The following is a 25,877-nucleotide window of genomic DNA, read 5'->3' on the forward strand; positions in this document are numbered from 1 at the left end:
AGGTAGAAACGATGAACTCGAGTCTCCGCACCTTTCTCGGTCTTGCTCTCGTCGTCGCCCCCCTCTCGGCGGGCTGTGCCTCTCGCACGGCGCCCTTCGATCAGATGGACCAGGCGCAAATCACCGTGCTGCGCCTGAGCGCGCCGCCGCCGCCCGTCGCCGCGGCGCCCGCGACGCCGGGCGCGCTCCCGGGCATCCCGGGCCTGCCGATCCCGCCCGAGATGCAGGCTGCGGGGCAGCAGCTCCTCCAGGGCCTGAACCAGGCCGCGCCGGGCCTCATCCCGCCGGGCCTCCTCCCGGGCGGCCAGGCGGCAACGCCGGCGCCCGCCCAGCAGCAGGTGCCGCTCTGGAACGGCCTCGCGATCGTGGCCCAGACCCCCGTCACGAACGAGGACATGAAGAACGACATCCTCGATCTCTTCGGCGACGAGGACAGCTTCCAGGCCGGCGCGAACAATTGCACGACGGCGCCTGGCATGGGCGTCTCGTTCGTTCGTCCGGGCCAGCCGAACGTCGACCTCGTGGTGTGGTTCACCTGCTCCAAGGCCGCCGGCGTCACGCCCTTCACGCTCCCCTACGGCAAGGACATGCTCACGGGCGAGTCGCACCAGAAGCTGAGCACGATCTACCAGGCTCTCTTCGGCATGGCGGTTCCCCCCGGCTCCTGATCTCTGCGCCCCCGAGGGCCTCGATCCTCCGAGGCCCTTCGCACACGCCCCCCGGCAAGCCCTGATCTTCGGGAACGCCTCGAACGGCCATTTCACGCGTTCGTGGCGGAGAAAGCGGCCTGGATGCTAGGATGACGCATCGGCGCCGTCTGTCCGGCGCTCGCCGGGCCTTCCGATGACCCAACACGAAAAGCTCTCCCCAGGGATGGTGCTCGGGCGCTACGAGCTGCTCCTGCCGATCGCACAGGGAGGCATGGCCACGGTCTGGGCGGCCCGGCAAAAAGGCTCGCGCGGGTTCCAGAAGACGGTCGCGATCAAGACGATGCTGCCGTCGCTGTCGGACGACCCGCAGTTCGAGCAGATGTTCCTCGACGAGGCCTCGCTCGCTGCGCGCATCCATCACCCGAACGTCGCGGAGATCCTCGACGTCGGCGAGCAGGACGACACGATCTACATCGTCATGGAGTGGGTCGACGGCGAGGCGCTCAGCGTCATCACGAAGACCGCCAAGCGCAGCAACGTCCCCGTGCCGCAGCGCATCGCGCTCCGCATCGTGCGCCAGGCCTGCGCGGGCCTGCACTCGGCGCACGAGCTGCGCGACGATCAGGACCAGCTTCTCGACCTGGTGCACCGCGACGTCTCGCCGCAGAACATCCTCGTCTCGTACGACGGCATCGTGAAGCTCGTCGATTTCGGCGTGGCGAAGGCCCTCGGCCGCGCGGGCGGCGAGACCACGGCGGGGCAGCTCAAGGGCAAAGTCCCGTACATGTCGCCCGAGCAGGCCCTCGGGCAGAAGGTCGATCGGCGCACCGACGTCTTCGCGATGGGCATCGTGCTCTACCGGCTCACGACGGGCCTGCACCCGTTCCTCGGCGAGAACGATCTCGCCACGATGAAGAACATCATCTCGCGCCCGCTCCTGCCGCCGCGCATGAAAAACCCGAGTTTTCCCGTCGAGCTCGAGCGCGTGCTGCTCACCTGCCTGAAGAAGGATCCGAACGAACGCTACCAGACGATGCTGGAGCTCGACGGCGCCCTCGAGCGTGTGCTCGCGCTGTCGGGCGCCTCGGTGGTCGACGACGACATCGGCGCGTTCACGCGCTCCGTGATGGGTGATCGTGGCCAGAAGCGACGCGCCGCGCTGCGCGACGCCGTGCGCGCCGCCGACGAGCGCGCCGCGGGCATCGCGATGTCGCCGGGCGCATCGCAGCCGCACGTGCACGAGGCGGTCTCGGACATCGCGATCACCCGCATGAACTCGGCGCTCACGAGCTTCCCGACGAGCATGCCGCGGAGCTCCTCGACCTCGATCATCCCGCCGTCGCCCGAATCGTACGCGGGCGGAGCGATGTCCGGCTCGCTCTTGCCGTCGACGGCACCCCGTCCGAACAATCGCGCAGGGCTCTTCATGGCCGTCGGCGCGGTGACCGCGCTCTCGCTCGCCGGCACGTTCATGTTCCTGCGCACCACGCTGGAGCCCCGCGCCGCGGCCGGAAACGCCGCAGGAAACGTGGCGCCCACGCCCCAGAGCCCGCCCGTCCCCACGCAGGCGGTGACGCCCGCGGTCGTGCAGACCGCCGCGGCGCAAGCGCCCTCGGCCAACACGGGCGGAGGCACGGTCCTCGACATCAACGATCTCCCGTCCGCCGACCCGACCCCTGAACCGACGACGAAGCGAGACGACAAACCCGCGGGCACGACGAAAGGCACGGGCGCGACGAAGCCCGCGGCCACGGCGACCGCGACCGCAAAGCCCACCGGGGCGCCGACGAGCACGACGTGGGTACCCAAAGTCACGGATCCCGGCTTTTGAGCAAGGGCAAGCTCCCCTCCTCGCTCCGCGATCTCGCGGTGGTCGGCGTCTGCGCCGCCATCGTGGTGATCGGATCCGCCGCGCGCAGCGAGGACGAAGGCGCGACGTCGAAGACCCCGGAGACGTCGGAGGCCGAGCCCACGCTCACGATGTCCCCGCTGCCAAACGGCGCGCCCGGCAAGCCCACGGCCGTGGTCTCCGAGGCCGCGCCTCGCAGCGGCTGCGACTTCCCGGACAGCGGATTCGGCGACTACCTCGGCTGGCGACCGCTCCCGCTCGGCCGCATCCTCGTGCCTTCGAGCCTCACCGTTCCGCCCGACGGCGGCTTCGATCTACTCGTCCACTTCCACGGCACCGAGCCCGTCCGCAAGCAGCTCGCGCCCCTCGGCCTCGGCCTCGTGATCGCCGGCCTCGACACAGGCACGCTGTCGAGCGGCTACAAGAGCGCCTTCGAATCCGAAGGCACGTTCGACGCGATGCTCTCGGCGATCAGCCGCGAAGTCGCGCTCGCCACGAAGAACCCCGCGGCCCGCCCGCGCAGCATCGTCCTGTCGTCGTGGAGCGCAGGCTACGGCGCGATCGCGCGGATCCTCGCCGGAGGCCGCGACGACGTCGACGCCGTCGTCCTGCTCGACTCGCTCTACGCGAGCTACGCGCCCGGCGGGAAGATGCCCGATCCCACGGAGCTCTTGCCCTTCACGTCCTTCGCGCGCGCCGCGGCGAACGGCGGGCCCCTGCTCTTCGTCACGCACACGGCCGTCCCCACGCCCGACTACGCCTCCACGCTGGAGACCGGGACGTACCTCCTGCGCGAGATCGGCGCCGACGTGCCGGCCACGCCGCCCGCGCAGGATCCATTCGGCCTCTCGCGCGCCCACGATCAGAACCACTTCTTCCTGCGCGGATACGCGGGCTCGGACGGCGACGCGCACTGCGGCCAGCTCCGGCTCCTGCCCGACATCCTGCGCGATCACGTCCTCTCCGCGTCACGCCCGTAGGAGCCCATCGGCCTTGGCCACACCTCGCTCTTCGCCGCTCTACCACGACGACCCGAAGCTCTTCTCGTTCCGCGGCGTCGTCGTCGCCCACGAGACCCACGCAGGCCGCCCGAGCGTGCGGCTCGATCAGACCGCGTTTTACCCCGAGTCCGGCGGGCAAATGGCCGATCGCGGCCGCCTCGGCGAGGTCGTCGTCGTCGACGTGCAGGTCGACGACGAAGGCCAGATCCACCACGTGCTCGAAGGCCCGCAGCCCGCCATCGGCGCCGAGGTCGAAGGCGCAATCGACAAGCCGCGCCGCCTCGTCCACATGGCGCAGCACACCGGCCAGCACATGCTCTCGCGCGCGCTCGCCGACGTCGCTCGCGCCGAGACCGTCTCCTCGCGCCTCGGCGAGAGCGCATGCACGATCGACCTCGACATCGCCACCCTCGACGAGCGCGCCGCAGCCGAGGCCGAGGCCCTCGTCAACGCCGTCATCGACGACGACGTCCCGATCCGCGCATTTTTCCCCTCGGAGGACGAGCTCCGCGCCCTGCCGCTGCGCAGGCAGCCGAAGGTGCACGAGAACGTGCGCGTCGTCGCGATCGGCGACTTCGACGTCTCGCCCTGCGGTGGCACGCACTGCACGAACACAGCGCAGGTCGGCTTCGTCCGCATCGACGGGCTCGAGCGATACAAGGGCAAGATGCGCGTCACCTTCTCGGCCGGCGTGCGGGCCCGGACGAAGCTCTCCCGCGAAGCGGACGTCGTACGCGCGCTCGCCCGCGAGCTCACCTGCGGCCCCGAGGACGTACCCGCGGGCATCGAGAAGCTGCGCCGCGAGCTCGACGAGGCGCGTCAGGCACTCGGGCGCGTGCGCGGGCGCGTAGCCGCAGCGATCGCCGAGGCACTCGTGAACGACGCGCGGGCGCGGGGCGAACGGGCGGTGATCGGCGTCCTCGACGACGCCTCCCTCGACCTCGTACGCGCAGTCGCCGGCCGCATCACGGCCGAGGGGGATCTCGTCGCACTGCTCGCAGGCGAGGCCGACGGCGGAACGATCGTGCTCGCAGCGCGCGGGCCGTCGAGCGACTTCGACTGCGGCGCATTCCTCAAGCGCGCAGCCAACGCGGCGGGCGGGCGCGGCGGCGGCAGGCCCGAGCGCGCCGAAGGTCGCCTGCCCGCAGGGATCGACTGGCGGGCGATCGCAGCCGCGACGATCGCCACGCCCGGGCGCTGAGCGCGTGGTCGTTGTGAGGGCGTAGCGCCGGGGTTTCACCCCGGACCCGACCAGGGGTTGTCCACCCCTGGACCCGGACCAGGGCCAGCCCTGGACCTCGGGTGCATCGACCGCGGTGCGGTCGATGCAGTTCTCAGAGGTTGCTGCAATCGTCGAGCGCGGGATCGGTCTCCGTCGGGCATCCGGCCGACGGCATGGGAGAAACCGTCACCGCCCCGAGCATGGCCGGGTCCGCCTCGAAGTTCATGCCGAACGAGAGCGCCTCGCAAGTCGCGTTCTTGTCGGTCGCGTCGCTCAGCAGCACGTCAGCCGCGCGGCAGAAGATCTTCCGCGTCGCCGGGTAAAGCGGCGCATCCTTGCAGAACGGGGCTCCCTTCGTGTCGCGGAAGCCCGCGAGCGTGGGGAAGAGCTCGGGCACCGGCAGCTTCGCGCCGATCCGGCCCTCGCGCAGCCGGTAGAGGCCGCTCGCGGTCCGATCGACGCGCGCCACGAGCACCAGGTTCGACAGCGCGGCCTGCAGCGACAGGAACGCGCCGTCCGAGAGCACGAGCGGCGCCGCGGGGAGCCGAGCCACGAGCTTGCCGCCCCTCACGTACGCCGCAGCGTCGACGAACATCGGCGCGTAGGGGTCGGCCTGGCCCTGCACGACGAACTCCTGCCGGATCGACCACGCATCCGCGCCTTGCCACGCCGGCGACGCCGGCAGCCCCAGGCTCCCGTACCAGCCGACCTCCACCTGATCGTCATCACTCGCGCCGTTATAGCCCTGGACGCGCAGCAGCACGGTCCAGTGACCGGACTCGGCCAGGTCGCGCAGGTAGCTCGACATGTCGCCCACGTCGAGGAGGTACGCGAGGCCGCCGAAGAACGCGAAGCTCGCAGCGTCGTGGCCGCTGTCGTCGTCGCAGAACCCTTTGTCGTCCGACGGATCGACCGACTCGCACCCGCGCTTGTCCTCGGTGCACGAGCAAAGCCCGTCGAGGTTCAACCCGGGGAGCGCGTCGTTCACGGCTTTTTCCATGTCGATCGTGCGCAGCGCCACGACGAACCCCTCGGCGCCGCCCGCGTCGTCCACCGGAGGCGGCGCGGGGACCTCGTCGCGCACACACATCGCCACCGCCGCGCCACCCGCCCCGCCGCCGAGCGAGAGCTCGTCCGGGATCCCCGACACGAGCTGGCAACCGGCCGCCCACGAAAGCCCGACGTAGAGCCCTCTCGTTGCGCTCGTCCGAACCGCCATCGCTCCTCCTGAAAGGCAAGCGCCCGCGCGACGAATTCAGCGCGCGGGACCGCGATCGAGCAGATCACGATCGGGGCGGGCCGTCCACCCGCACCCCGAACGCCTCGCCGGACGCCCGGGGCGCGCGCGCGAGGGCGCGTGTGTTTTGCCTGGCATCGAGCCGGGCCATCGGCTACGCCGGCCCCATGCGCCGCCGGACCCTCGCACTCGTGCCGCTCGTCGCCCTCGCCCTCGCGAGCACGGCGTGCGACGAGACGTCCGACACCGACACCGAAACCGACACCGACGCCACGGCGACCGTGACCAGCATCCTGGTCGAGCCGAGCCTCTTCATGGGCGACGTGCCTTGCTCTGCCGCGAGCGGCGCCATGCAGAGTTACGTGGCCACCGTCCTCGACGTCACCGACCCGTCCGCGCCCTTCCCGCTCCCCTCGTCGCCGCCCGTCACCTGCACGGCGAGCGTCATCTTCCGGCAGATCCTCGTCAGCCACGTCTACCGCGTCCACATCGACGGCTACGACGTCCCCGCCGCCGAGCTCACGCCCGTCGGCGGCACCTCCTCCGGCAGCCGCAGCATGGTCCGCCGCGCCGCGCCTGCCGCGGGCAACGTCACGCCGCTCTGGTCCACCTTCTGCGAGGACGTCACCGCGCTGCAGAGCATCCGCGTGGCGCCGAAGACGTGCGAAGAGCTCGCGCCGCTCCCGACCGAGACCGGCGTGCTCATCGATCCTCGCGCCACGCTCGCCGGCACGAGCGCCATCCCCGGCCTCGAGCTCGCTTGCACGCGGAGCACGGTCGATCCGCAGGGCAACCCCGTGGTCACGGGGGACGTCGCGAGCTTCGACGTACGCCCGACCGATCCGGCGCTGGCCCCGCTCGTGAACCTCCCCTGCGAGAGCCCCGCGCCCGCGCCGTACACGCAGAACATCAAGCCCGACCAGTCCTACACGTTCCGTATCGAGGCGCGCGCCGCGGCCGGCGGGCCCGTCACGTGGGGCGCCTCCTGCACGGCGCTCGCCGTGGAGGGCCTCGTGGTCCATGCGCTCTGCGATCCGCTGAGCAAGGACGGCGCGCTCGACCTCTCCCTCGCGGACGTCCTCGCGGCCGCGGGCACCTCGTGCGCGAAGGAGAACGTCGCGACGTACGACGCCCTGCTCGGCGCGCCCGGCAACCTCGAGGCCGACGCCGTCGCTTGCGGCAAGCCCATCCGCTTCGCGCCGCTCGAGCCCGCCTCCTACGCGCAGATCAAGCTCGTCGGCCGCGACGCGGCCGGCGCGGCCGTCGTGACGGCCAGCTGCATCGCTGAAATCGCCCCTGGCGCGGTCAGCACGGCCACCTGCGTGCTCGGGCCTTGAGCCTCTCCGCGGACGGCCCAGACGGACCGACCGAGCCAGCGCCGCGACGCACACAAACCTGCGTACAAAACCCTCGAACCTGATTGCAGGTTCACGGGTCGTATACTACCTGAGAGCGTCCTTTGGCCGGCGTGGACGAGGCTTTTTCCGGGCCTCCTCGCGCCAAAGGCCCAGGCCCGAGCGGCGGTATGGAAGATACCTCGAACATCCAGCAGAAGATCCCCGTCAGCATCCAGGACGAGCTCAGGAACAGCTACCTCGATTACGCGATGAGCGTGATCATCGGTCGCGCCATCCCCGACGTGCGCGACGGGCTCAAGCCGGTGCACCGCCGGATCCTCTACTCGATGCACGAGCAGAAGATCGGCCCGAGCGGGTCGCACAAGAAATGCGCGCGCGTCGTCGGCGACGTGCTCGGCAAGTATCACCCGCACGGGGATACGGCCGTGTACGACGCGCTCGTCCGCATGGCACAGCCGTTCAGCCTCCGCTACCCGCTCATCGACGGACAGGGCAACTTCGGCTCCATCGACGGCGACTCGGCCGCGGCCATGCGTTACACGGAGTCGCGCCTTGCCCGCGTCGCGACCGAGCTGCTCACCGACATCGAAAAAGAGACCGTCGATTTCGCCCCGAACTACGACGACTCCGAGCTCGAGCCCACGGTCCTGCCGGCGAAGTTCCCGCAGCTGCTCGTCAATGGCTCCGGCGGCATCGCCGTCGGCATGGCGACGAACATCCCGCCGCACAACCTCGGCGAGATCATCGACGCGACGATCCTGCTCATCCGGAGCCCCGACGCGACCATCGACGACCTGATGCAGCACGTCAACGGCCCCGATTTCCCCACGGGCGGCCTCATCTACGGCAAGAGCGGCATCGATCAGGCGTACCGCACGGGCCGCGGCACCATCGTCATGCGCGGCAGGTGCATCGTCGAGAAGACCTTGAAGGGCGATCGCGAGCAGATCGTGATCACCGAGATCCCCTACCAGGTCAACAAGGCCAAGCTCGTCGCCAAGATCGCCGAGTGCATCAAGGAAAAGCGCATCGAGGGCATCTCCGAGGTCCGCGACGAGAGCGACCGCGAGGGCATGCGCGTCGTCGTCGAGCTCAAGAAGGACGTCTTCCCCCAGGTCGTCCAGAACCAGCTCTACCGGCTCACGGACCTGCAATCGACGTTCGGCATCATCAACCTCTCGATCGCGAACGGCCGCCCCGCCGTCCTGAGCCTCAAGGAGACGCTCGCGCACTTCATCGAGCATCGCCGTGAGGTCGTCACGCGGCGCACGCGCTACGAGCTCCGCCAGGCCGAAGCGCAGCGCGAGCTCGTCGAGGGCCTCGGCATGGCGACGACCGACGTCGACGTCATCGTCTCCACGATCCGCTCCTCGCAGGATCCCGAAGAGGCGCGTGATCGCCTGCAGAAGCTCCCCCTCCGCGGCTTCGGCGACTTCCTGCGCCGCGCCGGCCGCCCCGAGCCCGAGTGCGTCGAGGGTGACACGCGCGGCGACTACTTCCTCTCCGAGCGCCAGGCCAAGGCCATCCTCGAGATGCGCCTCTCGCGCCTGACGGGCCTCGAGCGCGAAAAACTCGCCCGTGAGTATGGCGAGCTCGCCGAGGAGATCACCCGCCTCACGGGCATCCTCGCGGACGAGCACAAGCTCATGGACGTCATCGTGGGCGAGCTCGAGGACGTCAAGAGCCGCTACAACGACGTGCGCCGCACCGAGATCGTCCCGACCGAGGCCGAGATCCAGGTCGAGGACCTCATCCAGGAGGAGGACATGGTCGTCACCATTTCCCACCTGGGGTACGTCAAGCGCACGCCTGTCACGACGTACCGGGCCCAGCGCCGCGGCGGCAAGGGCATGGTCGGCATGGAGGCGCGGGACGAGGACTGGGTGAGCCAGCTCTTCGTCGCCTCCACGCACAGCTACGTCTTCTTCTTCAGCGACAAGGGCAAGGTCTACGTCAAGAAGGTCTACGAGATCCCGAGCGCGGCGCGAAACGCGAAGGGCCGGGCGATCGTGAACTTCGTCGGGATGGAGCAGGGCGAGAAGATCGCCGCCATCACCCCGGTCCCGCGCATCGAGACCGGCTGGTTCGTCGTCACGCTCACGCGGCGCGGCCAGATCAAGAAGACCGCGCTCGAGGAGTACGAGAACTTCCGCGACAAGGGCATCATCGGCGTGCGCATCGAGGAGGACGATCAGCTCCTCTCCGCGGCGATCACCGACGGCAGCCGCGAGTTCCTCATCGCCACGCACAAGGGCATGTCGATCCGCTTCGCCGAGGAGGAGGTCCGCCCCACGGGCCGCGCCACCATGGGCGTGAAGGGCGTCGAGCTCAACGAGGGCGATTTCGTCGTCGGTCTGTGCGTCACGGACGGCGGGCGAGATCGTGTCCTCGCGGTCTGCGAGCGCGGGTATGGCAAGCGCACGCCGCTCGACGAGTTCCGCCTCCAGAGCCGCGGCGGCAAGGGCGTCATCCTCATCGACGCGAGCGAGCGCAACGGCCCGGTCGTCGGCGTCGCCATGGTGTCGCCGGCGGATCAGATCATGCTCGTGACGGATCGCGGACAAACCCTGCGCACCAAGGCCAGCGAGATCCGCGAGACCGGCCGCAACGCGCAGGGCGTGCGCCTCATGAACGTCGACGGGGACGAGCGAATCGTCGCGATCGAGGCGTTCGCCGAGGCCGAGGAAGGCACGGTCCCGCCCCCGCCGCTCGAGACGAACGGCACGGATGGCACGAACGGCACGGATGGCACGAACGGCGCGAGTCACGACGGGACGAACGGCGTCGCCGAGTGACCCCCCTCCCCTGGCACCTCGCGTGACCAGGAGCTAACGTAAGCTCTGTCACACAGCATCGCCGGGGAGGATCCCGGGAGTATGGAGGCCTCGTTCGGCGTGTCCGGGCGTGGCCTCCATGCATCAGCGGGGGTTTGGGGGCGTAGCCCCCAAGCGTCGACGGGGGGGCGCGACGCGCAGGCGTCGGATGCGTGTGCGCCCTGCCGTTGCTGGGGGGGCAGCATGCTCGAGCTATTTCGGTCGCGTCGTCGTGCCATTGTATGGTTCGTCGAGGCTGGCCTGCTCGTATCGCTCGTCTGCGCGGGGGCGGCGGCGATCGAGGGGTATCGCGGCGTCGTCACGCTCTCGCGCGTGCTCGACGCCGCGGCGATCACGCTCGTGGCGCAGGCGTCGCTTTATTATCACGGCCTTTACGGACCTTCGCCCGTTCGCGACCTCGGCCCCCTGACCTGGAAAGTCGCGCGTGCCCTCAGCGTCGCGGCGCTCCTGCTCTGGCTGCTCTTCCAGGGTTTTTCGGTCGACGCGGACGAGCGCTTCGGCGCCGTCGCCCTTGGGCTTGTGGCCGGCGGGCTCGTCTTGCCCGTCTTTCGCACCGGACTCGCGCGGGTCGCGGCGAGTGATCGCCTCTGCAAGCGGACGCTGGTCCTCGGCTCCGGGCCGCTCGCCGACGCCGTGATCACCGGCGCCCGGACCCACGACACCGGCGGCATGCGTTTCGTCGGCCGCCTCGTGCAGGAGGGCGATCCGGGCCGCGCCGCCCCCGACGTGCTCGGCACCTACGACGAATTGCCGCGCATCACCGCGGAGCACGGCGTCCGGCACATCATCGTCTGCGCCGCGGATCGCCGGGGCAAATTGCCCATCGATGCCCTGCTCGAGCTCAAATTCCGGGGCGTCGAGGTCGAGGAAGGCGTGGAGTTTTACGAGCGCATCACGGGCAAAATCTTCGTCCGTGAGCTGCGCCCGAGCCAGCTCGTCTTCGCGCACGGCTTCCACGTCGCGAAGCGCACGCTCGTCGGAAAACGCCTGCTCGACGTCGTCTGCGCCTCCATCGGCCTCGTGCTCGCGGCGCCGCTGATGCTGCTCACGGCGATCGCGATCAAGCTCGATTCTGCGGGCCCGATCCTTTATTCGCAGGTGCGGAGCGGCGTGTTCGGCCAGCCCTTCACCATTTACAAGTTTCGCTCGATGCGCACGGACGCGGAGGCCGACGGAAAGGCGCGCTGGGCGTCGGAGGACGACCCGCGCGTGACGCGCGTGGGCCGCTTCATTCGCAGGAGCCGGCTCGACGAGCTCCCGCAGCTCTGGAACGTGCTCGCCGGCGACATGAGCCTCGTCGGCCCGCGCCCCGAGCGCCCGAGCTTCACCGAGGAGCTCGAAAAGGCGATTCCCTTCTTCCGGCAGCGCCTCTTCGTCAAGCCCGGCCTCACCGGATACGCGCAGGTCCGCTACCATTACGGCGCCACGACCGAGGACCAGCTCGAAAAGCTCCAGCACGACCTCTTCTACATCAAGACGCTCTCCGTCTGGTTCGACCTGTCGATCCTGCTCGACACGATCAAGGTCGTGCTGCTCCGGATTGGATCGCGCTGATTTCACAAAAACGAACGGGGAGGCGGGCACCTCGCCCCGCCTCCCCGGTTTCACTTGCGAAGACGCTCGTCAATCCTCGTAAAAGCTATCCTCGTCCTCCTCCTTCGTCGCCTTTTGCCCCGCCGCGCGCGCCTCTTCGTCGTCGAGGACCGCGGGCCGCGCGTCCTGGTCCTGCAGATCCGGATCGCGCGGCACCCGACGCATCGGATCCGTCGAGCCGATCGCCGAGACCGCCACGGTCACCATCGTCCGGAACGTCGGCGCCGACGCGCCCGTCGGGTCCGGCTCGAAGCGCATCGAAATGAGCTCCAGATCGACCCCGCCCGTCAGCAGAATCCCCGTCGCGAGCGGCAATCCGAGCGATCCGCCCGCGGCCACCGCCGTCGTCACGAACTTTCCCGTGGGCAGCGGCGTCCCTGCCGGCAACCCGAGCCGCGGCTGCGTCGCGAGCGGCGCTTCTCCGTGGCGAAAACGCAGGATCCCGCGGGCGATCACGCTCCGAAAATCCCGCCCCCCGCGCGGCCGGGTCCAGAGCTCGAGCCCCGCGCCGTGTTGCGCCCCGAACCCGATCCGCGGGCCGAGCGACGAGTACGAAAAACTGTACGTCCCGACAACCCCGTATCCACGCCCGGCATAACGAGCGTCGATCCGCGCGTCCGGCGCGATCACCCCGGACGACTCGTCCTTCAGGAACGTCGGCGGGCTCGCAACGGTCATTCCGAACGCCGCAGAGCCGCGGATCTGCCTGGAAATCTCGAATGTCGCGGAGGCGAGGCCCGAGACGGTGGAGATGTCCGCGGGCCCCCGCGTGAGGTCGACGTCGAGCAGCGCGTGCTCGAAATGGGTGTAGCTCCCACGCACGATGGGCCCGAGACGGAAGCGACGGCCCGCGAGCCACGAAAACGTCGCGCTCCCCTGCACCGCGTGGCTATCGAGACCCACCGCGTCGGGGTGATCCGCGGCGACGGCGCCCGCTTGCGTGTATCCGGCCTCGAAACGCGCAGACGACCGCGGCGACAGGGTCGCGGAAAACCCGAGACGGCTGCCGATCGTGTAAATGACCCTCCCCTGGAGAAAAGGATCCCGCGCCGTCAGATCGTTCGTGGCGCGGAGCCCGAGCCGCGAGGCGAGGAGCCCGTCCGCGGAGAACGAGAATGCCGTGCGGGGTGAAATCACGAAATCGAGCCGCGTCACGGCCGTACCCGCGATGTCCTCGGGGGACATCGCGCCCTCCGTCGCCGCGAGCGCTCGCCCGTAACGCCCGGAAAGATCGAGCAAAAACCCCGAGCGTGCGGCACGGGAGACGACACGCACGGCCCCGTCCACGCTCGTCAGCGCGAGGCCATATCCGCCGCCGGGCGTGATGCCCGTGACCGCGCTTTGCTCGACCGTGACCGCCGCCGTCGTGTCGGTGACGGCGAGCCCTCCCGCGGGGAAAACGCCCAGCATGCGCCTCCTCTTTTTTCGGGCCGTACGACGCTTTATCGGGCCGTCAGCCGCTCCGGATCCGCGTCCCGCAGCGGCGACTGCGCATGTCGCGCGAGGCCGACCGCGAAGCCGAGCCCGTGCGCGAGGTGCATCACGGGAAACATCGCCGCCACGAGAAACACCGGTCGCCCCTCCACGCGACGCGACGCCCACGCCGCCGCGGCGAGAAGGGCCAGCGCATACACGGACGCGGCCGCGCCGAGCGCGGGCTTCGCCGGCGGATAAAACGTCGTGAGGACCGCGAGCACGGTGAACGTGACCAGCGTCGTGAAGGGGATCAGGGGCCGGACCGAAGGCGGCATCCCTCGCCGCAAGATCGTCCGCGCGCGCCCCATGCCGTAATTGAAATATTGCTGGAACAAGCCGCGGAACGTCGAGCGGGGATAATAATGCCCCACGATGTCGCGCGATTGATAAATGCGCCCGCCGCGCTCGAGGATCCGCTGGTTCAGCTCCGCGTCCTCGTTCGTCCGCGCGTCCGGGTCGAAGAGGCCCGCGAGCTCGAAGGCCTCGCGGCGGAAGGCCCCGCACCACACGCTCTCCACGTATCCCTCGCGCTCGGGATCACGCGACGCCGATCCGCCCACGCCGAGCGGGCTCCGGAGCGCCGCGCAGAGCGCCTTCTGAAACCTGGTTTTTCCTCGGGGCCGCATGGCGCCGCCCACGTTGAGCGCCCCCGTCCGCCGGAGCGCCACGACGGACGCGGCGACGTATCCGGGATCGTAATCGGCGTGGGCGTCCATGCGGACGATCACGTCCCCGCGCGACCGCTTGATCGCCATGTTCAGGGCCGCGGCCTGGAGGCGCTGGGGGTTGTCGAGCAGGATGATCCGGGGATCCTCGGCCGCGAGCGCGAGCACGATTTCGCGCGTCCGATCGAGGGAGCGACCGTCGACGACGAAGATCTCCAGGCGATCGGCCGGATATCGTTGTTCCGCCGCCGCCCGTACGACCCGCTCGACGTGCTCCTCTTCATTGTAACAAGGAATCACGATCGAACAGAAGGGACGTTCGGCGAGCGTCCGAAGGATCACGCCGCCGCGCCCCGACTCGGGTCCCCAATCATCCATCCAAAGCCCCCGAAAAGCCACGGGACGCCCGCCTCGCCGAGCGTCCGCCCCAGACCACGACGCGGCCAGCATCCCACATCGCGACCCTTTTTCAATCGGGCGAAATCCGAGTCCGATTGCAGGGTGCCCCGGGCGGGCCCATGCAGCGAATCCGTGTTCACGAACATGCGCGTTGCGAACCCGAATGAGCATGCAATGCTGGGTGCGTTGCTCCCGACAACCCATTTTTCTTCCGTTGGAGGCGAGCGACTGCGTGTCCTCGCCGTGACGCGGATCTTCCCGAATCGGGTGGAGCCGCTCGCGTGCCCCTTCCAGCGCAGGCAGCTCGCCGCGCTCGCGCGCCTCGCGGACGTCGAGGTGCTCGGCGTCGTGCCGTGGGTGCCGGGCGCCTCGCTCCTCGGCGAGCGCGCCCGGGTCGGAAGGCTCTGCCGCGTGCCCACGGAGGACACGATCGACGGCCTCCCCGTGGTGCACCCGCGCGCGCCGTACCTGCCGCTCGCCGGTCCATGGCTCTCCGCCGTGAACGGCCCGCTCTACCTCGCGGGCCTCGTGCCGCACCTCGCCGCGCTGCGACGCCGCTTCGACGTCGTGCTCGGCGCGTTCCTCTTCCCCGACGCGTGGGCCGCGCAGCACCTCGCCCGCGCCCTCGACCTGCCGTACGCCGTGAAGGCGCACGGCACCGACGTGGACGTGATCGCGCGCTGGCCCTCGGTACGCGCCCTCGTGCACGGGACGCTGCGCCGCGCGGGCGCGGTGATCGGCGTGAGCCGCCCGATGCTTGGCGCCCTCGAAGAGCTCGGCGCGCCGCGCGATCGCGTGACGTTCGTACCGAACGGCGTCGATCGCGCGCTCTTCCAGCCGCGGAGCCGCGCCGAGGCGCGCGCCGCGCTCGGGCTCGATGCGCGTTCGAAGGTGCTCGTCTACGTCGGGAGGCTCGAACCGGAGAAGGGACTGCACGAGCTCTGCGACGCGCTCGCGTCGCTCGAAGCGCGCGCGCCGGGTCGGTTCACCGTCACGCTCGTCGGGGATGGCTCGCTTCGCAAGACGCTCGAAGAGAAGCGCGACGCGGGCTTGCCGCTCCTCGTCGCCGGCGCGTGTCCCGCGGAGCTCGTTGCGCGTCATCTCGCCGCCTCCGACGCGCTCGTGCTCCCGAGCTTTCACGAGGGCACGCCCAACGTGGTGCTCGAAGCGCTCGCCGCGGGACGCCCTGTCGTCGCGACGCGCGTGGGCGGCATCCCGGACGTCGTCGCGCACGAGCGCACGGGCTTGCTCGTGCCTGCGCGCGACGCGGCTGCGCTCGCGGCGGCGATCGAGCGCGCGACGAGCCGCGCGTGGGACGAGGACGAGCTCACGCGCGCGGCACCGCCGGGCTGGGATCGAAGCGCCGAGGCCCTGCTCGCGGCGCTCGTGCGCGCGAGGTCGGTGCACGCATGAAGCGCGCGAGCACGCTGGGCGCTGCGTCGGCCTTCGCGCTCCTGCTCCTCGCGGACGTGGCGGCGGCCGAAGGACCACGCGTCGTCGTGGTGGACGACGGCGCGCGCGTGCGGCGCGAAGGTCCCGATCTCGATCGAGCGATCACGCGGGGACATGCGCTCGGCGGCGGGGATCGCGCGATCGAGCTCGCGGCGCTTCGCGGCGAGGTGATCGCGCTCCAGGTGATCCTCGAGGCCGGCGACGCGCCGCTCGACGGCGTCACCGTGGACATCGCGCCGCCGCGCGCGCCGATCCGTGTCGATCGTTTCGTCGAGTCCTACGTCGAGATCACCGCGCGATCGCGCAACGATCGACAAGCGGGCGAGTCGCTCGGCTGGACCCCTTCGTCACGACCTCCGGACGAGGACGTGCTCGGCGCCGTGCCCGACGCCCTCGTCCCCGTGGAGCGCGCGCCATCGTGGCTCCCCTACCCGCTGCGGATCCAGCCCCGATCGCGCGGCGCGATCTGGATCGACGTCGAGGTCCCCACGAGCACACCGCCCGGCCGCGTCACGACCGAGATCGTCATCGCGCATGCGGGCGGCGCGCTCTCGCGTTTGCCCGTGGTCCTCGACGTCGCCAGCGCCGAGCTCCCCTACCGCGCCACGAGCTTCCTCGCGTTCTACGATGTGAAAAACCTCGTCGAGCGCATCGGCGCCCTCGAACCTGCCGAGGAGCAGCTCTTCCAGCTCCTCCACCGGCACCACGTCGACGCGCTCGGCTCGATCCGCAGCGAGGCCGACCTCGAGCGCCTCCGCCCCGCGCTCACGGGTGCTTGGTACACAAAAGAACATGGCTACGAGGGCCCCGGAGAAGGTGTCCCGCAGGCCGCGGTCACCCTCGGCGCCTACGGCACGCTCGGGGATCCGCACCCCGACAAACTCCGCGCGATCGAGGCGATCGTCCCGAAGATCCCGGAGGCGGTCGAGGACGTCTTCCTCTACGCGATCGACGAGCAGTGCGAGAGCCCGCGTGGCCCCACGTGGCGCTCGCTCCTCGCGCGATCGCCCGTGCAGAAGCGGCTCCGCGTGGCGCACTCCTGCGGCGAGGATCCGCGCCATCAGAACGTCGACCTCGTCCTTCAGCCTTCGCAGACCTTCCAGCAAGACGCCGCGCGCGGCGCCCGAGATCGAGGCCGCGACGTGTGGGTCTACAACGGAAGGCTCCCGCACTCGGGCCCGCTCATGCTCGACGCGCCGGCCACGAGCTTGCTCGTGGACGCCTGGATCGCGGCCACGCGGCCCACGGGCCGCTGGTTCCTCTGGGAGACGACGTTCTGGAACGACGGCAATCGCGGCGGCCGTGGCCCGATCGATCCCTTCGTCGTCGCCGAGACCTTCCACAACGACGACGGCGACAGCGCGCTCGGCGACGGCGTCCTCGTCTACCCGGGCAAACAGACCCGCCGCTTCACGCACCACTCGGCTGGCTTCGACGGCGTCTTCCCCTCGATCCGGCTGAAGCTCCTCCGCCGCGGCATCCAGGACGCGGGCTACCTTGCGCTCGCGCGGAGCGCACATCCGGCCGAGGCCGACGCGATCACCGCGCGCCTCCTGCCCCGCGCGCTCGACGAGGTCGACCTCGATGAAGCCACGCCGTTTCCCACGGACGCGGCTGCGTACACGGCCGCGCGCGAGGCCCTCCGCGCGCTCCTACCGGAGGGCGGGCGCCTCGATCCTCGCCAGACCGCGGTCGTCCTCGACGCGGGTCGCGCAGCGCGTCAAACGTCGCGATGTCCCATGTTTCGCGGCAAAAACGGCCTCCTCGTGGCCATCGCCACCCTGCTCGTCGTCGCCGCGCCCCTCGCCGGGTGGCTCGTCGGGCGCGCGCGACGCCGTGCTTCGTGATCCGCAGCCGTGCGGCCTGGGGTAAGCTCGCCCTCGCGAATGCCCCCGAAGAAACCACCGTCCGCGACTGCGCCTCCGCCTTCCGACGTGGGGCTCCTCGAGGAGATCGGCGGCGGTTTTCTCGGCGCGGCGGCCACCGTCGGCGGCATGGGCCTGCTCGGCTACCAGATCCTGCGGAGGATCGTCACCTTCCGCATCGATCGCGCCGAGACCCTCCGGAACCTCTACCGGATGGGCGTGAAATCGATCCCCATCGTGATCGTCACGGCGCTCTTCACGGGCGCGATCATGGTCATCCAGGCAGCTCCGCTCGTCGTGCGCCTCGGCGCGCAGGGCCTGCTCGGCTGGGGCGCGGGCTTCGGCATCCTGCGCGAGATCGCGCCGCTGCTCACGGCGCTCATGATCAACGGCCGCGTCGGCGCGAACAACACCGCCGAGCTCGGCACCATGGTCGTCACCGAGCAGATCGACGCCCTGCGCGTGCTCGCGATCGATCCCATCGCGTTCCTGATCGCGCCGCGCTTCATCGCGATGGTGACCACGCTCTTCCTGTCCACGATCTTCGCCGACACGCTCGCGCTGCTCGGCGCCGCGTACGGGGGCCTCGGCCTGCTCGGCGTCGATCCGAAGACGTTTTACAACGGCCTCACGAGCGGCCTGCTCGGCCTGAGCGACGTCACGAGTGGTCTCGTGAAAAGCATCGTCTTCGGCGTCGTGATCGCGCTGTCGAGCTGCCAGTACGGGCTCGGCGTGAAGGGCGGCGCGCCGGGCGTCGGCCGGGCCGTGAACGCGACCGTCGTGGCCTCGGCCGCGGGCATCTTCGTCCTCGACTACTTCGTCTCCTTCACGCTGGACTGAGGGCACGTGAGCGCGGCGAACACCCAGGACGAGCCCGCGCCGCCGAGTGGCATCGATCAGGCCGCGGAGGCGCCGGACACGTCGATCGCCGCCGTGATCGGCGCGCAGGCGATCCACTTCGTGGGCATGGGCCTCGAGATCGCCTCGGTGTTCATCCGGACGCTCTACTACTGCGTCCGCGGCCGTCCGGACTTCGGCGCGGTCGTGCGGCAGATGTTCGAGATCGGCAACCGCTCGGTCGTCTTCTTGACCGTGGTGATGGGCTTCATCGGGATGATCCTGGTCCTCCAGGGTGGCCTTCAGGTGAAGCGCATCCTGCCCGAGTTCAGCATGGTCGGCGCCTCGTACCTGGAGCTGCTCGTCCGTGATCTCGCGGCCACGATCAGCGCGCTCATGCTCGCCACGCGCGTCGGCGCGGGCATCGCGGCCGAGATCGGCTCGATGGTCGTCACCGAGCAGGTCGACGCGCTGCGCATGTGCGCGGCCGACCCGATCGACTACCTCATCAAACCGCGGTTCCTCGCGAGCCTCGCCATGACGATCTGCCTCGTCATCTGGGCGGCGGGCGTCGCGATGCTGACGGGCATGCTCACCGCGTACATGATGTTCGATGTCAACCCGCGGACGTTCTTCAACCTGCACCTCGTCGACACGGGCGACCTCGTGGTGGGCCTGGCGAAGTGCCTGGCCTACGGCGCCGCGATCCCGGTCGTCGCGGGCCACTCGGGGCTCACCACGCACGGCGGCAGCGAGGGCGTCGGCTGGGCGACCACGCGTGCCGTCGTGAACGCCTCGCTCGCGGTGATCGTGCTCGATCTGATCCTCTCCGCGGCTGGCTACGTGCTCCTGGGTCCCTAGCTCGCGCTGTCAGAACAAGCCAGCAGCCCAGACGCCGGGTAGGTCCGAACGAAGCAACGCGGAGTGAGGGCCGTAGGGGGAGCCCCATCGAGGGCTCCCCCTGCCCTAAAATCATTCTATGGGGCCCTCGGCGCGGCCGTTGATGAACTGCTGGATGATCGCGTCGCTCGAGGCCTTGAAGTCGTCCGGGCTTCCGATGAGACGGACAAACCCCTTGTAGAGCATCACGATCCGATCGGCGATCGAGAAGATGCTCACGAGGTCGTGGCTCACGACGATGCTCGTCACGCCGAGCGTGTCGCTGAGCTCGCGGATGAGTTTGTCCACGCGCCGCGCGCTCACGGGATCGAGGCTCGTCGTCGGCTCGTCGAAGAGCACGTAGCGCGGGTCGAGCGTGAGCGCGCGTGCGATGGCCACGCGCTTGCGCATGCCGTCGCCGAGTTCGGGAGGGAAGCGATCGGCGAACTCGCGCATGTGCACCTGATCGAGCCGCTCTCGCGCCTCGGCGAGCGCTTCCTTTGGCTTCAAACCTTTGTGCTTGCGCAGCGGCAGCGCGACGTTCTCGGCGCAGGTCATCGAGTCGAAGAGCGTCGAGTGCTGGAAGACCATCGCGCACTTCATGCGCACGGGGTACATCTGCTCCTCGTCGAAGCGGCTGATCTCCTCGCCGTCGAGCCAGATCTCGCCCGCGTCCGGGTAGAGCAGGCCCACGAGGTGCTTGATGAGCACGCTCTTGCCGACGCCCGATTGACCGATGATGAAAAAAACTTCCCCGTCTTGAACGTCGAAGCTGACGTCCTCGATGACCTTCTTCGTCCCGAAGGACTTGGCGAGGTGGCGGAAGGAAATCATGACGCAGTGGGCCGCGTGCGCGATGCTACGCGGGTCTGGGTTTGCCGCTGGACATCGTGCATAGTGGACACATGGCGAGCCCGCGATCGATCGAAGTCAAGGTCGGCATCCTGATCCTGACGGCCACCGTTCTCCTCGCGGTGTTCATCCTCGTCATGGGCGGCATCAACTTCCAGCCCACGTATGCCCTCTTCGTCGACTTCGACAACCCCGGCGGCCTGCAGGGTGGCGCTCCTGTAAAGATCGCTGGGGTCAAGGTTGGAAAAATTACCGAAATACAGTTCCGCGGTGGAGAGGCGCCGGGCGGGGCGGGCAAACGCGATCCGCTCGTGCGTGTGAAGGTCGAGGTCGAGAAGCGGTATCAGCCGAGCGTACGTGACAACGCGGTCTTTTACGTGACGTCGTCGAGCGTGCTCGGGGAGCAGTTCCTCGCGCTCGATCCGGGGTCCGGGGATCGGCCGGTGCTCGCGGAGAATGCGATCGTGCGGGGCCTCGATCCGCCGCGGCTCGACATGCTGATCGCCAAGGCCTACGACCTGCTCGACACGACGGTGAACGCGCTCTCGGGCAACAAGGACGAGATCGGCACTGCGCTGAACGGCCTGTCGCGCACGCTGAAGGGCACCGGGGATTTCTTCGACAAGAACGGCGAACGGCTCGATCGCATCGCGGCGAACGTCGAGCAGATCACGGTGGACACGCAGGACACCGTGCGCGAGGCCAAGCAGAAGTACGTCGAGAACCCGCAGATCGATCGCATCCTCGCGAACGTGGACAAGACGACGGGCGCGCTCGCGCAGGACGCGCCGCCCTTGCTCGCGGACGCGAAGGTCACGCTCGCCAACGTCAAGCGCGTGAGCGAGACCGTGGGCGGCGAGGGCGAGCAGGCGAAGATCCGGCAGGCGATCGGCGACCTCGCCGAGATCGCCCGGAACACGAAGGGCATCACCCAGGACGCGCAGGCGATCGCCTCGAGCGTGCGGCGTGGCAAGGGCACGGTGGGCGCGCTCGTGATGGACGAGCAGCTCTACGACGATCTCCAGGAGCTCGTGCGCGACCTCAAGCACAACCCCTGGAAGTTCTTCTGGCGCGAGTAACCTCGCGCTTCCTCACTCGAACTCGAAGAGCGGCTCGCCTTCCTTCACGGCCTGGCCCTCCGCCGCGAGGACCTTCGTGATGACGCCTTCGTCCTCGGCCTCGACGGGCATCTCCATCTTCATCGACTCGAGGATCGCGACGGTGGTGCCTTCTTCGACCGCGTCGCCGACCTTGACCTCGATCTTCCAGACGTTGCCCGTGATGTGCGCCTTGATGACCTTTGCCATGGGGCGGCGACGCTAGCGGAGGTCCGTCGCGATGGGAAGCGAGGACGAACCGGTCCTCGCGTGCGCCCCACGCGCGGGGCCGCGGCTGATCCCAAAAACGGCGCGGCCGTCAAGCGGGAAAACGCAGATTGGGGCCCTCCGGCACGGAGTTCACCCGTCTTCCGGGACGAAATTCCGGGGCGGGACGGGCCCTGCGGAAAAGAATCGACTCCACCCAATTGACAGGCATCTTGAGGAGTTGATACCGACAGGCGCCGCGGTACTCTCACATTGGCGGGTGTCCTCGGAAAGGTGCGGTCGTGCTGTGGAAGCGCGGCGGTCCTCCCCCGGGGCGAACGGCGAGCGCGCTGCTTTCGAAGGAGCCACGACGCATGTCCGAACAGAAGGAAAGCTCGGTCCTGTTCTCCCTCAAGGAGCTCATGAACCTCGAGGAGGACCGTATCAAGCAGGAGGAGGATGCGAAGGCCGCCGCTGCGGCCGCCGCAGAACGAGCCCGGCTCGACGACGAGCGCCGGAAGCGCGAGGAAGAAGAAGCGCGCATCCGGGCCGAGGACGAGCGCAGGGCCCTGGAAGAGCGCAAGGCCCGCGAAGAGGCCGCGCGTCTCGAAGCGATCCGCCAGGCCGAGGTCGAGAAGGCCCGCGTCGAGGCCGAGCAGAAGGCGCGCCTCGAGGCGATGAACGCGCAGCAGCAGCACGAGCGCAAGCTCGCCGAGCTGCAGCACGACGAGTCGAAGAAGAAGCTGCGCAAGACGCTCTACGGCGTGGTCGCGGCGGTCGTCGTGATCGGCGGCGCCACGGCCGGCATCATCATCAACCAGAGCCAGAAGGCCGAGCAGGAGCGCCAGGCCCTCGCCGATCAAGCGCGGCAGGCCGAGGAAGAGCGCAAGAAGGCCGAGCAGCAGGCGAAAGAGCAGCAGCAGAAGATCGACAGCCTGCTCAGCCAGCTGACGAGCGCGAAGGACGAGGCGACGCGCCTCGCCCTGCAGAAGCAGCTCGAGGAAGAAAAGGCGAAGCAGGACGCGGCCAAGAAGCCCGGCGGCGGCGGTGGTCGTCCGGCGGCGGGCGGCGGCGCAGCCAAGCCCTGCAACTGCGCGCCCGGCGATCCGCTCTGCAGCTGCCTCTGAGAAAGGCGAGCGGCCCGCGCGATCCCGACGCGGGCCGCCGTTTGCATCGCAAAGGTGCAAACGCATGAAGCACACGGCTCCCGAGACGGCCCCGGACCCTTCGCCCAGCGCCGAGGCCCCCTCCCCTCATGACACCGACGAACCGACGATGAACGACGCGACGAGGCGGCTCGTCTTCCCGCTCGACTACGGCTCGCTCGACGAAGCCCGGGCCGGCGCACGCGTCGTCGCTCCGTCCGTCGGCGTGCTCAAGGTAGGCCTCGAGCTCTTCGTGCGCGAAGGGCCCGCCGCGATCGCAGCCTGCCATGATCTCGGCCGGGACGTTTTTCTCGATCTGAAGCTGCACGACATCCCAGAGACCGTGGGCCGCGCCGTGCAAAGCGCAGCCTCGCTCGGCGTCCGGTACCTGACGGTGCACGCGCACGGCGGCCGCGCGATGCTCGAACGCGCAGCCGAAGAGGCCGCGCGGGCAAGCGCGCCCCTCACGATCCTCGCGGTGACGGTGTTGACCTCGCTCGACGCCGCGGATCTCGAAGCGCTCGGTTTGTCCGCAACGCCCGCAGCGCAAGCAGAGCGGGTCGCGCGGCTCGCATGGGACGCGGGCGTGCGAGGTTTCGTCGCATCGGCCTCGGAGGCGCAAGCGCTCCGGAGCGCGCTCGGCCCAGAGGCGCTGCTCGTCACCCCAGGAATCCGGCCGGCAGGCAGCGCGGCCGGGGATCAAAAGCGGATCACGACGCCCGCGCAGGCGATCGCAGCCGGGGCGGACCTGCTCGTGGTCGGGCGACCGATCCGCGACGCGGCAAGCCCGCTCGACGCTGCACGCGTGGTCGTGGCCGAGATCGACGGCGCGCTCGCCGCGAGGAATGTATGACCCGACTCGTGTATGGTCTCCAGCCCGTCCGCGAAGCCGTGCGCGTGCACGGCGACGCCCTCGAACGCGTCGTCGTGGAGCAAGGCGGGAGCCCCAAGATCCAGGCCGTCGGCCGCTTCGCCGAAGGCCGCGGCATCCGCGTCGAGACCGCGCCCCGCGCCGAGCTCGATCGTCGCACCGGCGGCGGCAGGCACCAAGGCGTGGTCGCCGTCGCACCAGACCTCAGGATCCGCGGCGTGGATCAGCTCGCGATCGAGCCGACGTCCATCGTCGTCGCGCTCGACGGGATCATGGACCCACAGAACTTCGGGGCGATCGTGCGCAGCGCCGTCGCGCTCGGAGCCACAGGGATCGTCTGGCCCGAGCACAGCTCCGCGCCGCTCTCGCCCGCCATGTTCCGCGCCTCCGCAGGCGCCATCGAGCACGCCACGCTCTGCCGTGTTTCGTCCTTGCCGGAGGCACTGCGCTCCCTCGCAGATCGCGGCGTCACGGTGATCGCGCTCGACGCGCAGGGACCCACGACGCTCGGCGCGATCGATCTGCGGGGCCCCGTGGCGATCGTGATCGGCGCCGAGGACAAAGGCGCACGCAAGCCCGTGCTCCGCGCATGCCAGCACATCGCGCGCTTGCCGATGGCAGGGCCGATCGGCTCGCTCAACGCCTCGGTCGCAGGCGCACTCGCCCTCTACGAGGTCCTCCGCCAGCGGCAGGTGCAAGCCTGAGCAGGATGCGCGTGCGCGGGGCTTTGCCCCGCACCCCAGCAGGGGGCTGTCCGCCCCCTGCACCCCGGACCAAGCGCGGCCTGGACCGGGGGTCGATGAACTGCGCTCCGCGCAGTTCATCGAACGGGCCTGTGGCAAGACCTGCGACGGGCTCGCCAGCTGAGACCGCGGCGCTGCCGTACCTGCTGGCGACATCTTCCCTGTCGACAGCGCGCATCGCGCGCTGTCGCCCCGCGTCCAGGGCTTGCCCTGGTCCGGGTCCAGGGGTGGACAACCCCTGGTCGGGTCCGGGGTGAAACCCCGGCGCTACGCTGCCGTGAAAGCGACCTGGGCGCTCATCGTCCTCGCGGCCGTGCCGCTTCGGCTCGCGCTTGCGCTTGGGACGGATCTTTCCCCGGATGAGGCGTATTACCTCGCGGCGGCGCGTGCGCCGGGCTTCGTGCCTCCGCTCGTCGACCACCCGCCGCTCGTCCCGGTCTTGCTCCGGCTTGTCGATCGGCTCACGGGCTGGCCCGTCGAGCTTCGGGTACGGCTCGTTCCGTTCGTGTTTTCGCTTGGGCTCTCGATCGCCACGGTGGCGCTCGCGCGCCGTCGGGGCGCGGATGCTTCGGGGCAGAGCCTCGCGGCCTTGCTGTCGAGCTTCGCGCTCCTCCCGGTCGCGGGTGGCTTCGTGGCCACGCCGGATGGACCGGCTCTGCTCGCCCTCGTGCTGGCCTTGCTCTGGGCCGAGCCTGCGCCCGACGTGGATGCTGCGCCCCTCCCACGCCGGCTCGCCGTTGCGCTCGGCGTTGGGCTCGTGGGGGCCGCGGGGGCGCTCGCCAAGGTGGTCGTCCTGCCCCTCTTCCCGCTCATCGTCGTCCTGGCTGCGCGACGCCGCCTTGGGGAGCGCCTCCTCGCCCTCGCGCCCCTCGCCTTTGCTGCTCCGCTCCTCGCGCCGAGCCTTGGCTTCCAGCTCCGGCACGCCTACGCCCAGCAGGCGCCCTCGTTCACGCTCCTCGGCGCCCTTGGGGCCCTCGCTGCGGCTGCGCTCGCTCAGGCGCTCCTGTGGACGCCCTGGACCCTCTTCCATGGCGCCCGCGCCCTCCGCACGGCGCCGCTGGCCGACCGCGCCGTCGTCCTGCTCATGACGGCCCTCGTCGCGGCCTCGGCCCTCGCGCGGGCTGTGCCTCCCGAGCCGAACTGGTATGCGCCTTCTGCTTTGATCCTCGTCGTCGCGTGCGCTCGAACCGGTAAGGATTTGGCCCGGCGCGCGCGACTTGCCATGCTGCTCGCCATCCTCGTGCCCACGGCGATTGCGGCCGCGCACACGATCAGGCCTTTTCTCCCGCTGCCGCTCCGAGCCGACCCCACCGCCCGCCTCCACGGCTGGCGGAGCGGGGACGGGCCTGTCGACGCGCCGGGCGTGGGCCCTTATGGCGCCGCCGCGGAGCGATGTGTGTACCAGTTTACGTGTTCAGAAATAAACGAGTACTTCCGATCACTTAGCGAGTAACCTTCAAAGCACTACTTCACCACCGAATTTAACTGAACGAGCGGCCAGGAAAGCGGGTTCGTCGTTCGTTTCAAGCGAATGACCCTCGCGCGCCGGAAGATCGCCGAATTGTTGATCAAATTCGCGCACTTGGACATGTCGCTCGGAGAAACTTCTCTCATTTCGCCGAGATAGTTCAGGCGATACACGAAG

Annotated in this window: 21 protein-coding genes; 16 read left to right on the top strand and 5 right to left on the bottom strand. The window is 69.7% G+C overall.

Translation table 11 applies throughout. The features are described 5' to 3' along the window. Positions 1–11 precede the first annotated feature (11 nt). From QHF85_RS14370 to QHF85_RS14385, 4 genes are all read left to right on the top strand, one after another. Complete coding sequence (locus QHF85_RS14370) at positions 12–668, top strand: hypothetical protein (protein WP_281327731.1); 657 nt, start codon at positions 12–14, stop codon at positions 666–668. Between the two features lie 175 nt (positions 669–843). After that, positions 844–2,481, top strand: coding sequence for a serine/threonine-protein kinase (locus QHF85_RS14375; RefSeq protein WP_281327732.1), 1,638 nt, complete (start codon positions 844–846; stop codon positions 2,479–2,481). Beyond that, positions 2,448–3,479 (top strand): hypothetical protein, encoded by a 1,032-nt coding sequence (locus QHF85_RS14380; RefSeq protein WP_281327733.1) that lies wholly within the window; start codon positions 2,448–2,450, stop codon positions 3,477–3,479. The genes QHF85_RS14375 and QHF85_RS14380 overlap by 34 nt, the downstream gene beginning before the upstream one ends. Before the next feature lie 13 nt (positions 3,480–3,492). Beyond that, positions 3,493–4,701, top strand: coding sequence for an alanyl-tRNA editing protein (locus QHF85_RS14385; RefSeq protein ID WP_281327734.1), 1,209 nt, complete (start codon positions 3,493–3,495; stop codon positions 4,699–4,701). Between the two features lie 133 nt (positions 4,702–4,834). On the opposite strand, the gene QHF85_RS14390 is transcribed toward QHF85_RS14385, so the two are convergent. Continuing rightward, positions 4,835–5,941 carry a hypothetical protein gene (locus QHF85_RS14390; protein ID WP_281327735.1) on the bottom strand — a complete coding sequence of 369 codons (1,107 nt, stop codon included), beginning with the start codon at positions 5,939–5,941 and terminating at the stop codon, positions 4,835–4,837. A 185-nt stretch (positions 5,942–6,126) separates the two neighbouring features. Between QHF85_RS14390 and QHF85_RS14395 the strand changes: the two genes are divergently transcribed. From QHF85_RS14395 to QHF85_RS14405, 3 genes are all read left to right on the top strand, one after another. Further along, positions 6,127–7,296: a hypothetical protein gene (locus QHF85_RS14395; RefSeq protein ID WP_281327736.1), complete on the top strand. Its 1,170-nt coding sequence runs from the start codon at positions 6,127–6,129 to the stop codon at positions 7,294–7,296. Positions 7,297–7,484: 188 nt separating this feature from the next. Then, positions 7,485–10,112 carry a DNA gyrase subunit A gene (gyrA, locus tag QHF85_RS14400; RefSeq protein ID WP_281327737.1) on the top strand — a complete coding sequence of 876 codons (2,628 nt, stop codon included), beginning with the start codon at positions 7,485–7,487 and terminating at the stop codon, positions 10,110–10,112. A 222-nt stretch (positions 10,113–10,334) separates the two neighbouring features. Then, positions 10,335–11,705 (top strand): TIGR03013 family XrtA/PEP-CTERM system glycosyltransferase, encoded by a 1,371-nt coding sequence (locus QHF85_RS14405; protein ID WP_281327738.1) that lies wholly within the window; start codon positions 10,335–10,337, stop codon positions 11,703–11,705. Positions 11,706–11,774: 69 nt separating this feature from the next. On the opposite strand, the gene QHF85_RS14410 is transcribed toward QHF85_RS14405, so the two are convergent. Together QHF85_RS14410 and QHF85_RS14415 are read right to left on the bottom strand one after the other, a co-directional pair. Then, positions 11,775–13,154: a hypothetical protein gene (locus tag QHF85_RS14410; RefSeq protein ID WP_281327739.1), complete on the bottom strand. Its 1,380-nt coding sequence runs from the start codon at positions 13,152–13,154 to the stop codon at positions 11,775–11,777. A gap of 32 nt (positions 13,155–13,186) precedes the next feature. Then, entirely contained in the window at positions 13,187–14,263 is a 1,077-nt protein-coding gene (locus QHF85_RS14415) for a glycosyltransferase family 2 protein (protein ID WP_281327740.1), read from the bottom strand. Positions 14,264–14,527: 264 nt separating this feature from the next. Between QHF85_RS14415 and QHF85_RS14420 the strand changes: the two genes are divergently transcribed. From QHF85_RS14420 to QHF85_RS14435, 4 genes are read left to right on the top strand one after another with little or no spacing between them, the layout of a single operon-like run. Further along, entirely contained in the window at positions 14,528–15,697 is a 1,170-nt protein-coding gene (locus QHF85_RS14420) for a glycosyltransferase (RefSeq protein WP_281327741.1), read from the top strand. Further along, positions 15,694–17,583 carry a DUF4091 domain-containing protein gene (locus QHF85_RS14425; RefSeq protein WP_281327742.1) on the top strand — a complete coding sequence of 630 codons (1,890 nt, stop codon included), beginning with the start codon at positions 15,694–15,696 and terminating at the stop codon, positions 17,581–17,583. Before QHF85_RS14420 ends, QHF85_RS14425 begins: the two co-directional genes overlap by 4 nt. A gap of 39 nt (positions 17,584–17,622) precedes the next feature. Continuing rightward, positions 17,623–18,441 (top strand): ABC transporter permease, encoded by an 819-nt coding sequence (locus tag QHF85_RS14430; RefSeq protein WP_281327743.1) that lies wholly within the window; start codon positions 17,623–17,625, stop codon positions 18,439–18,441. A 6-nt stretch (positions 18,442–18,447) separates the two neighbouring features. After that, positions 18,448–19,299: an ABC transporter permease gene (locus tag QHF85_RS14435; RefSeq protein ID WP_281327744.1), complete on the top strand. Its 852-nt coding sequence runs from the start codon at positions 18,448–18,450 to the stop codon at positions 19,297–19,299. Between the two features lie 111 nt (positions 19,300–19,410). On the opposite strand, the gene QHF85_RS14440 is transcribed toward QHF85_RS14435, so the two are convergent. Continuing rightward, a complete protein-coding gene (locus tag QHF85_RS14440) occupies positions 19,411–20,151 on the bottom strand; it encodes an ATP-binding cassette domain-containing protein (RefSeq protein WP_281327745.1) in 741 nt (246 codons plus the stop codon). A 71-nt stretch (positions 20,152–20,222) separates the two neighbouring features. Here QHF85_RS14440 and QHF85_RS14445 point away from each other — a divergent pair, with 71 nt between their 5' ends. After that, the gene (locus tag QHF85_RS14445; RefSeq protein WP_281327746.1) at positions 20,223–21,248 is read left to right on the top strand and encodes an MlaD family protein; all 1,026 of its coding nucleotides are present in this window, start codon (positions 20,223–20,225) and stop codon (positions 21,246–21,248) included. Between the two features lie 12 nt (positions 21,249–21,260). Here the strand turns inward: QHF85_RS14445 and QHF85_RS14450 are convergent, their stop codons facing one another. Further along, complete coding sequence (locus tag QHF85_RS14450) at positions 21,261–21,476, bottom strand: biotin/lipoyl-binding carrier protein (protein WP_281327747.1); 216 nt, start codon at positions 21,474–21,476, stop codon at positions 21,261–21,263. Positions 21,477–21,847: 371 nt separating this feature from the next. Here QHF85_RS14450 and QHF85_RS14455 point away from each other — a divergent pair, with 371 nt between their 5' ends. The 4 genes from QHF85_RS14455 to QHF85_RS14470 all read left to right on the top strand — a co-directional run bounded on the left by QHF85_RS14455 (position 21,848) and on the right by QHF85_RS14470 (position 25,685). Then, positions 21,848–22,600 (top strand): hypothetical protein, encoded by a 753-nt coding sequence (locus tag QHF85_RS14455; protein WP_281327748.1) that lies wholly within the window; start codon positions 21,848–21,850, stop codon positions 22,598–22,600. A 64-nt stretch (positions 22,601–22,664) separates the two neighbouring features. After that, positions 22,665–23,471, top strand: a complete 807-nt coding sequence (gene pyrF / locus QHF85_RS14460; protein ID WP_281327749.1) for an orotidine-5'-phosphate decarboxylase — start codon at positions 22,665–22,667, stop codon at positions 23,469–23,471. Continuing rightward, positions 23,468–24,193, top strand: coding sequence for a 23S rRNA (guanosine(2251)-2'-O)-methyltransferase RlmB (gene rlmB, locus QHF85_RS14465; protein ID WP_281327750.1), 726 nt, complete (start codon positions 23,468–23,470; stop codon positions 24,191–24,193). Before pyrF ends, rlmB begins: the two co-directional genes overlap by 4 nt. A 316-nt stretch (positions 24,194–24,509) precedes the next feature. Beyond that, complete coding sequence (locus tag QHF85_RS14470) at positions 24,510–25,685, top strand: hypothetical protein (protein ID WP_281327751.1); 1,176 nt, start codon at positions 24,510–24,512, stop codon at positions 25,683–25,685. The last annotated feature ends 192 nt before the right edge of the window (positions 25,686–25,877 follow it).

It is taken from the genome of Polyangium sp. 6x1 (assembly GCF_029946515.1).
GTDB lineage: Bacteria > Myxococcota_A > Polyangia > Polyangiales > Polyangiaceae > Polyangium.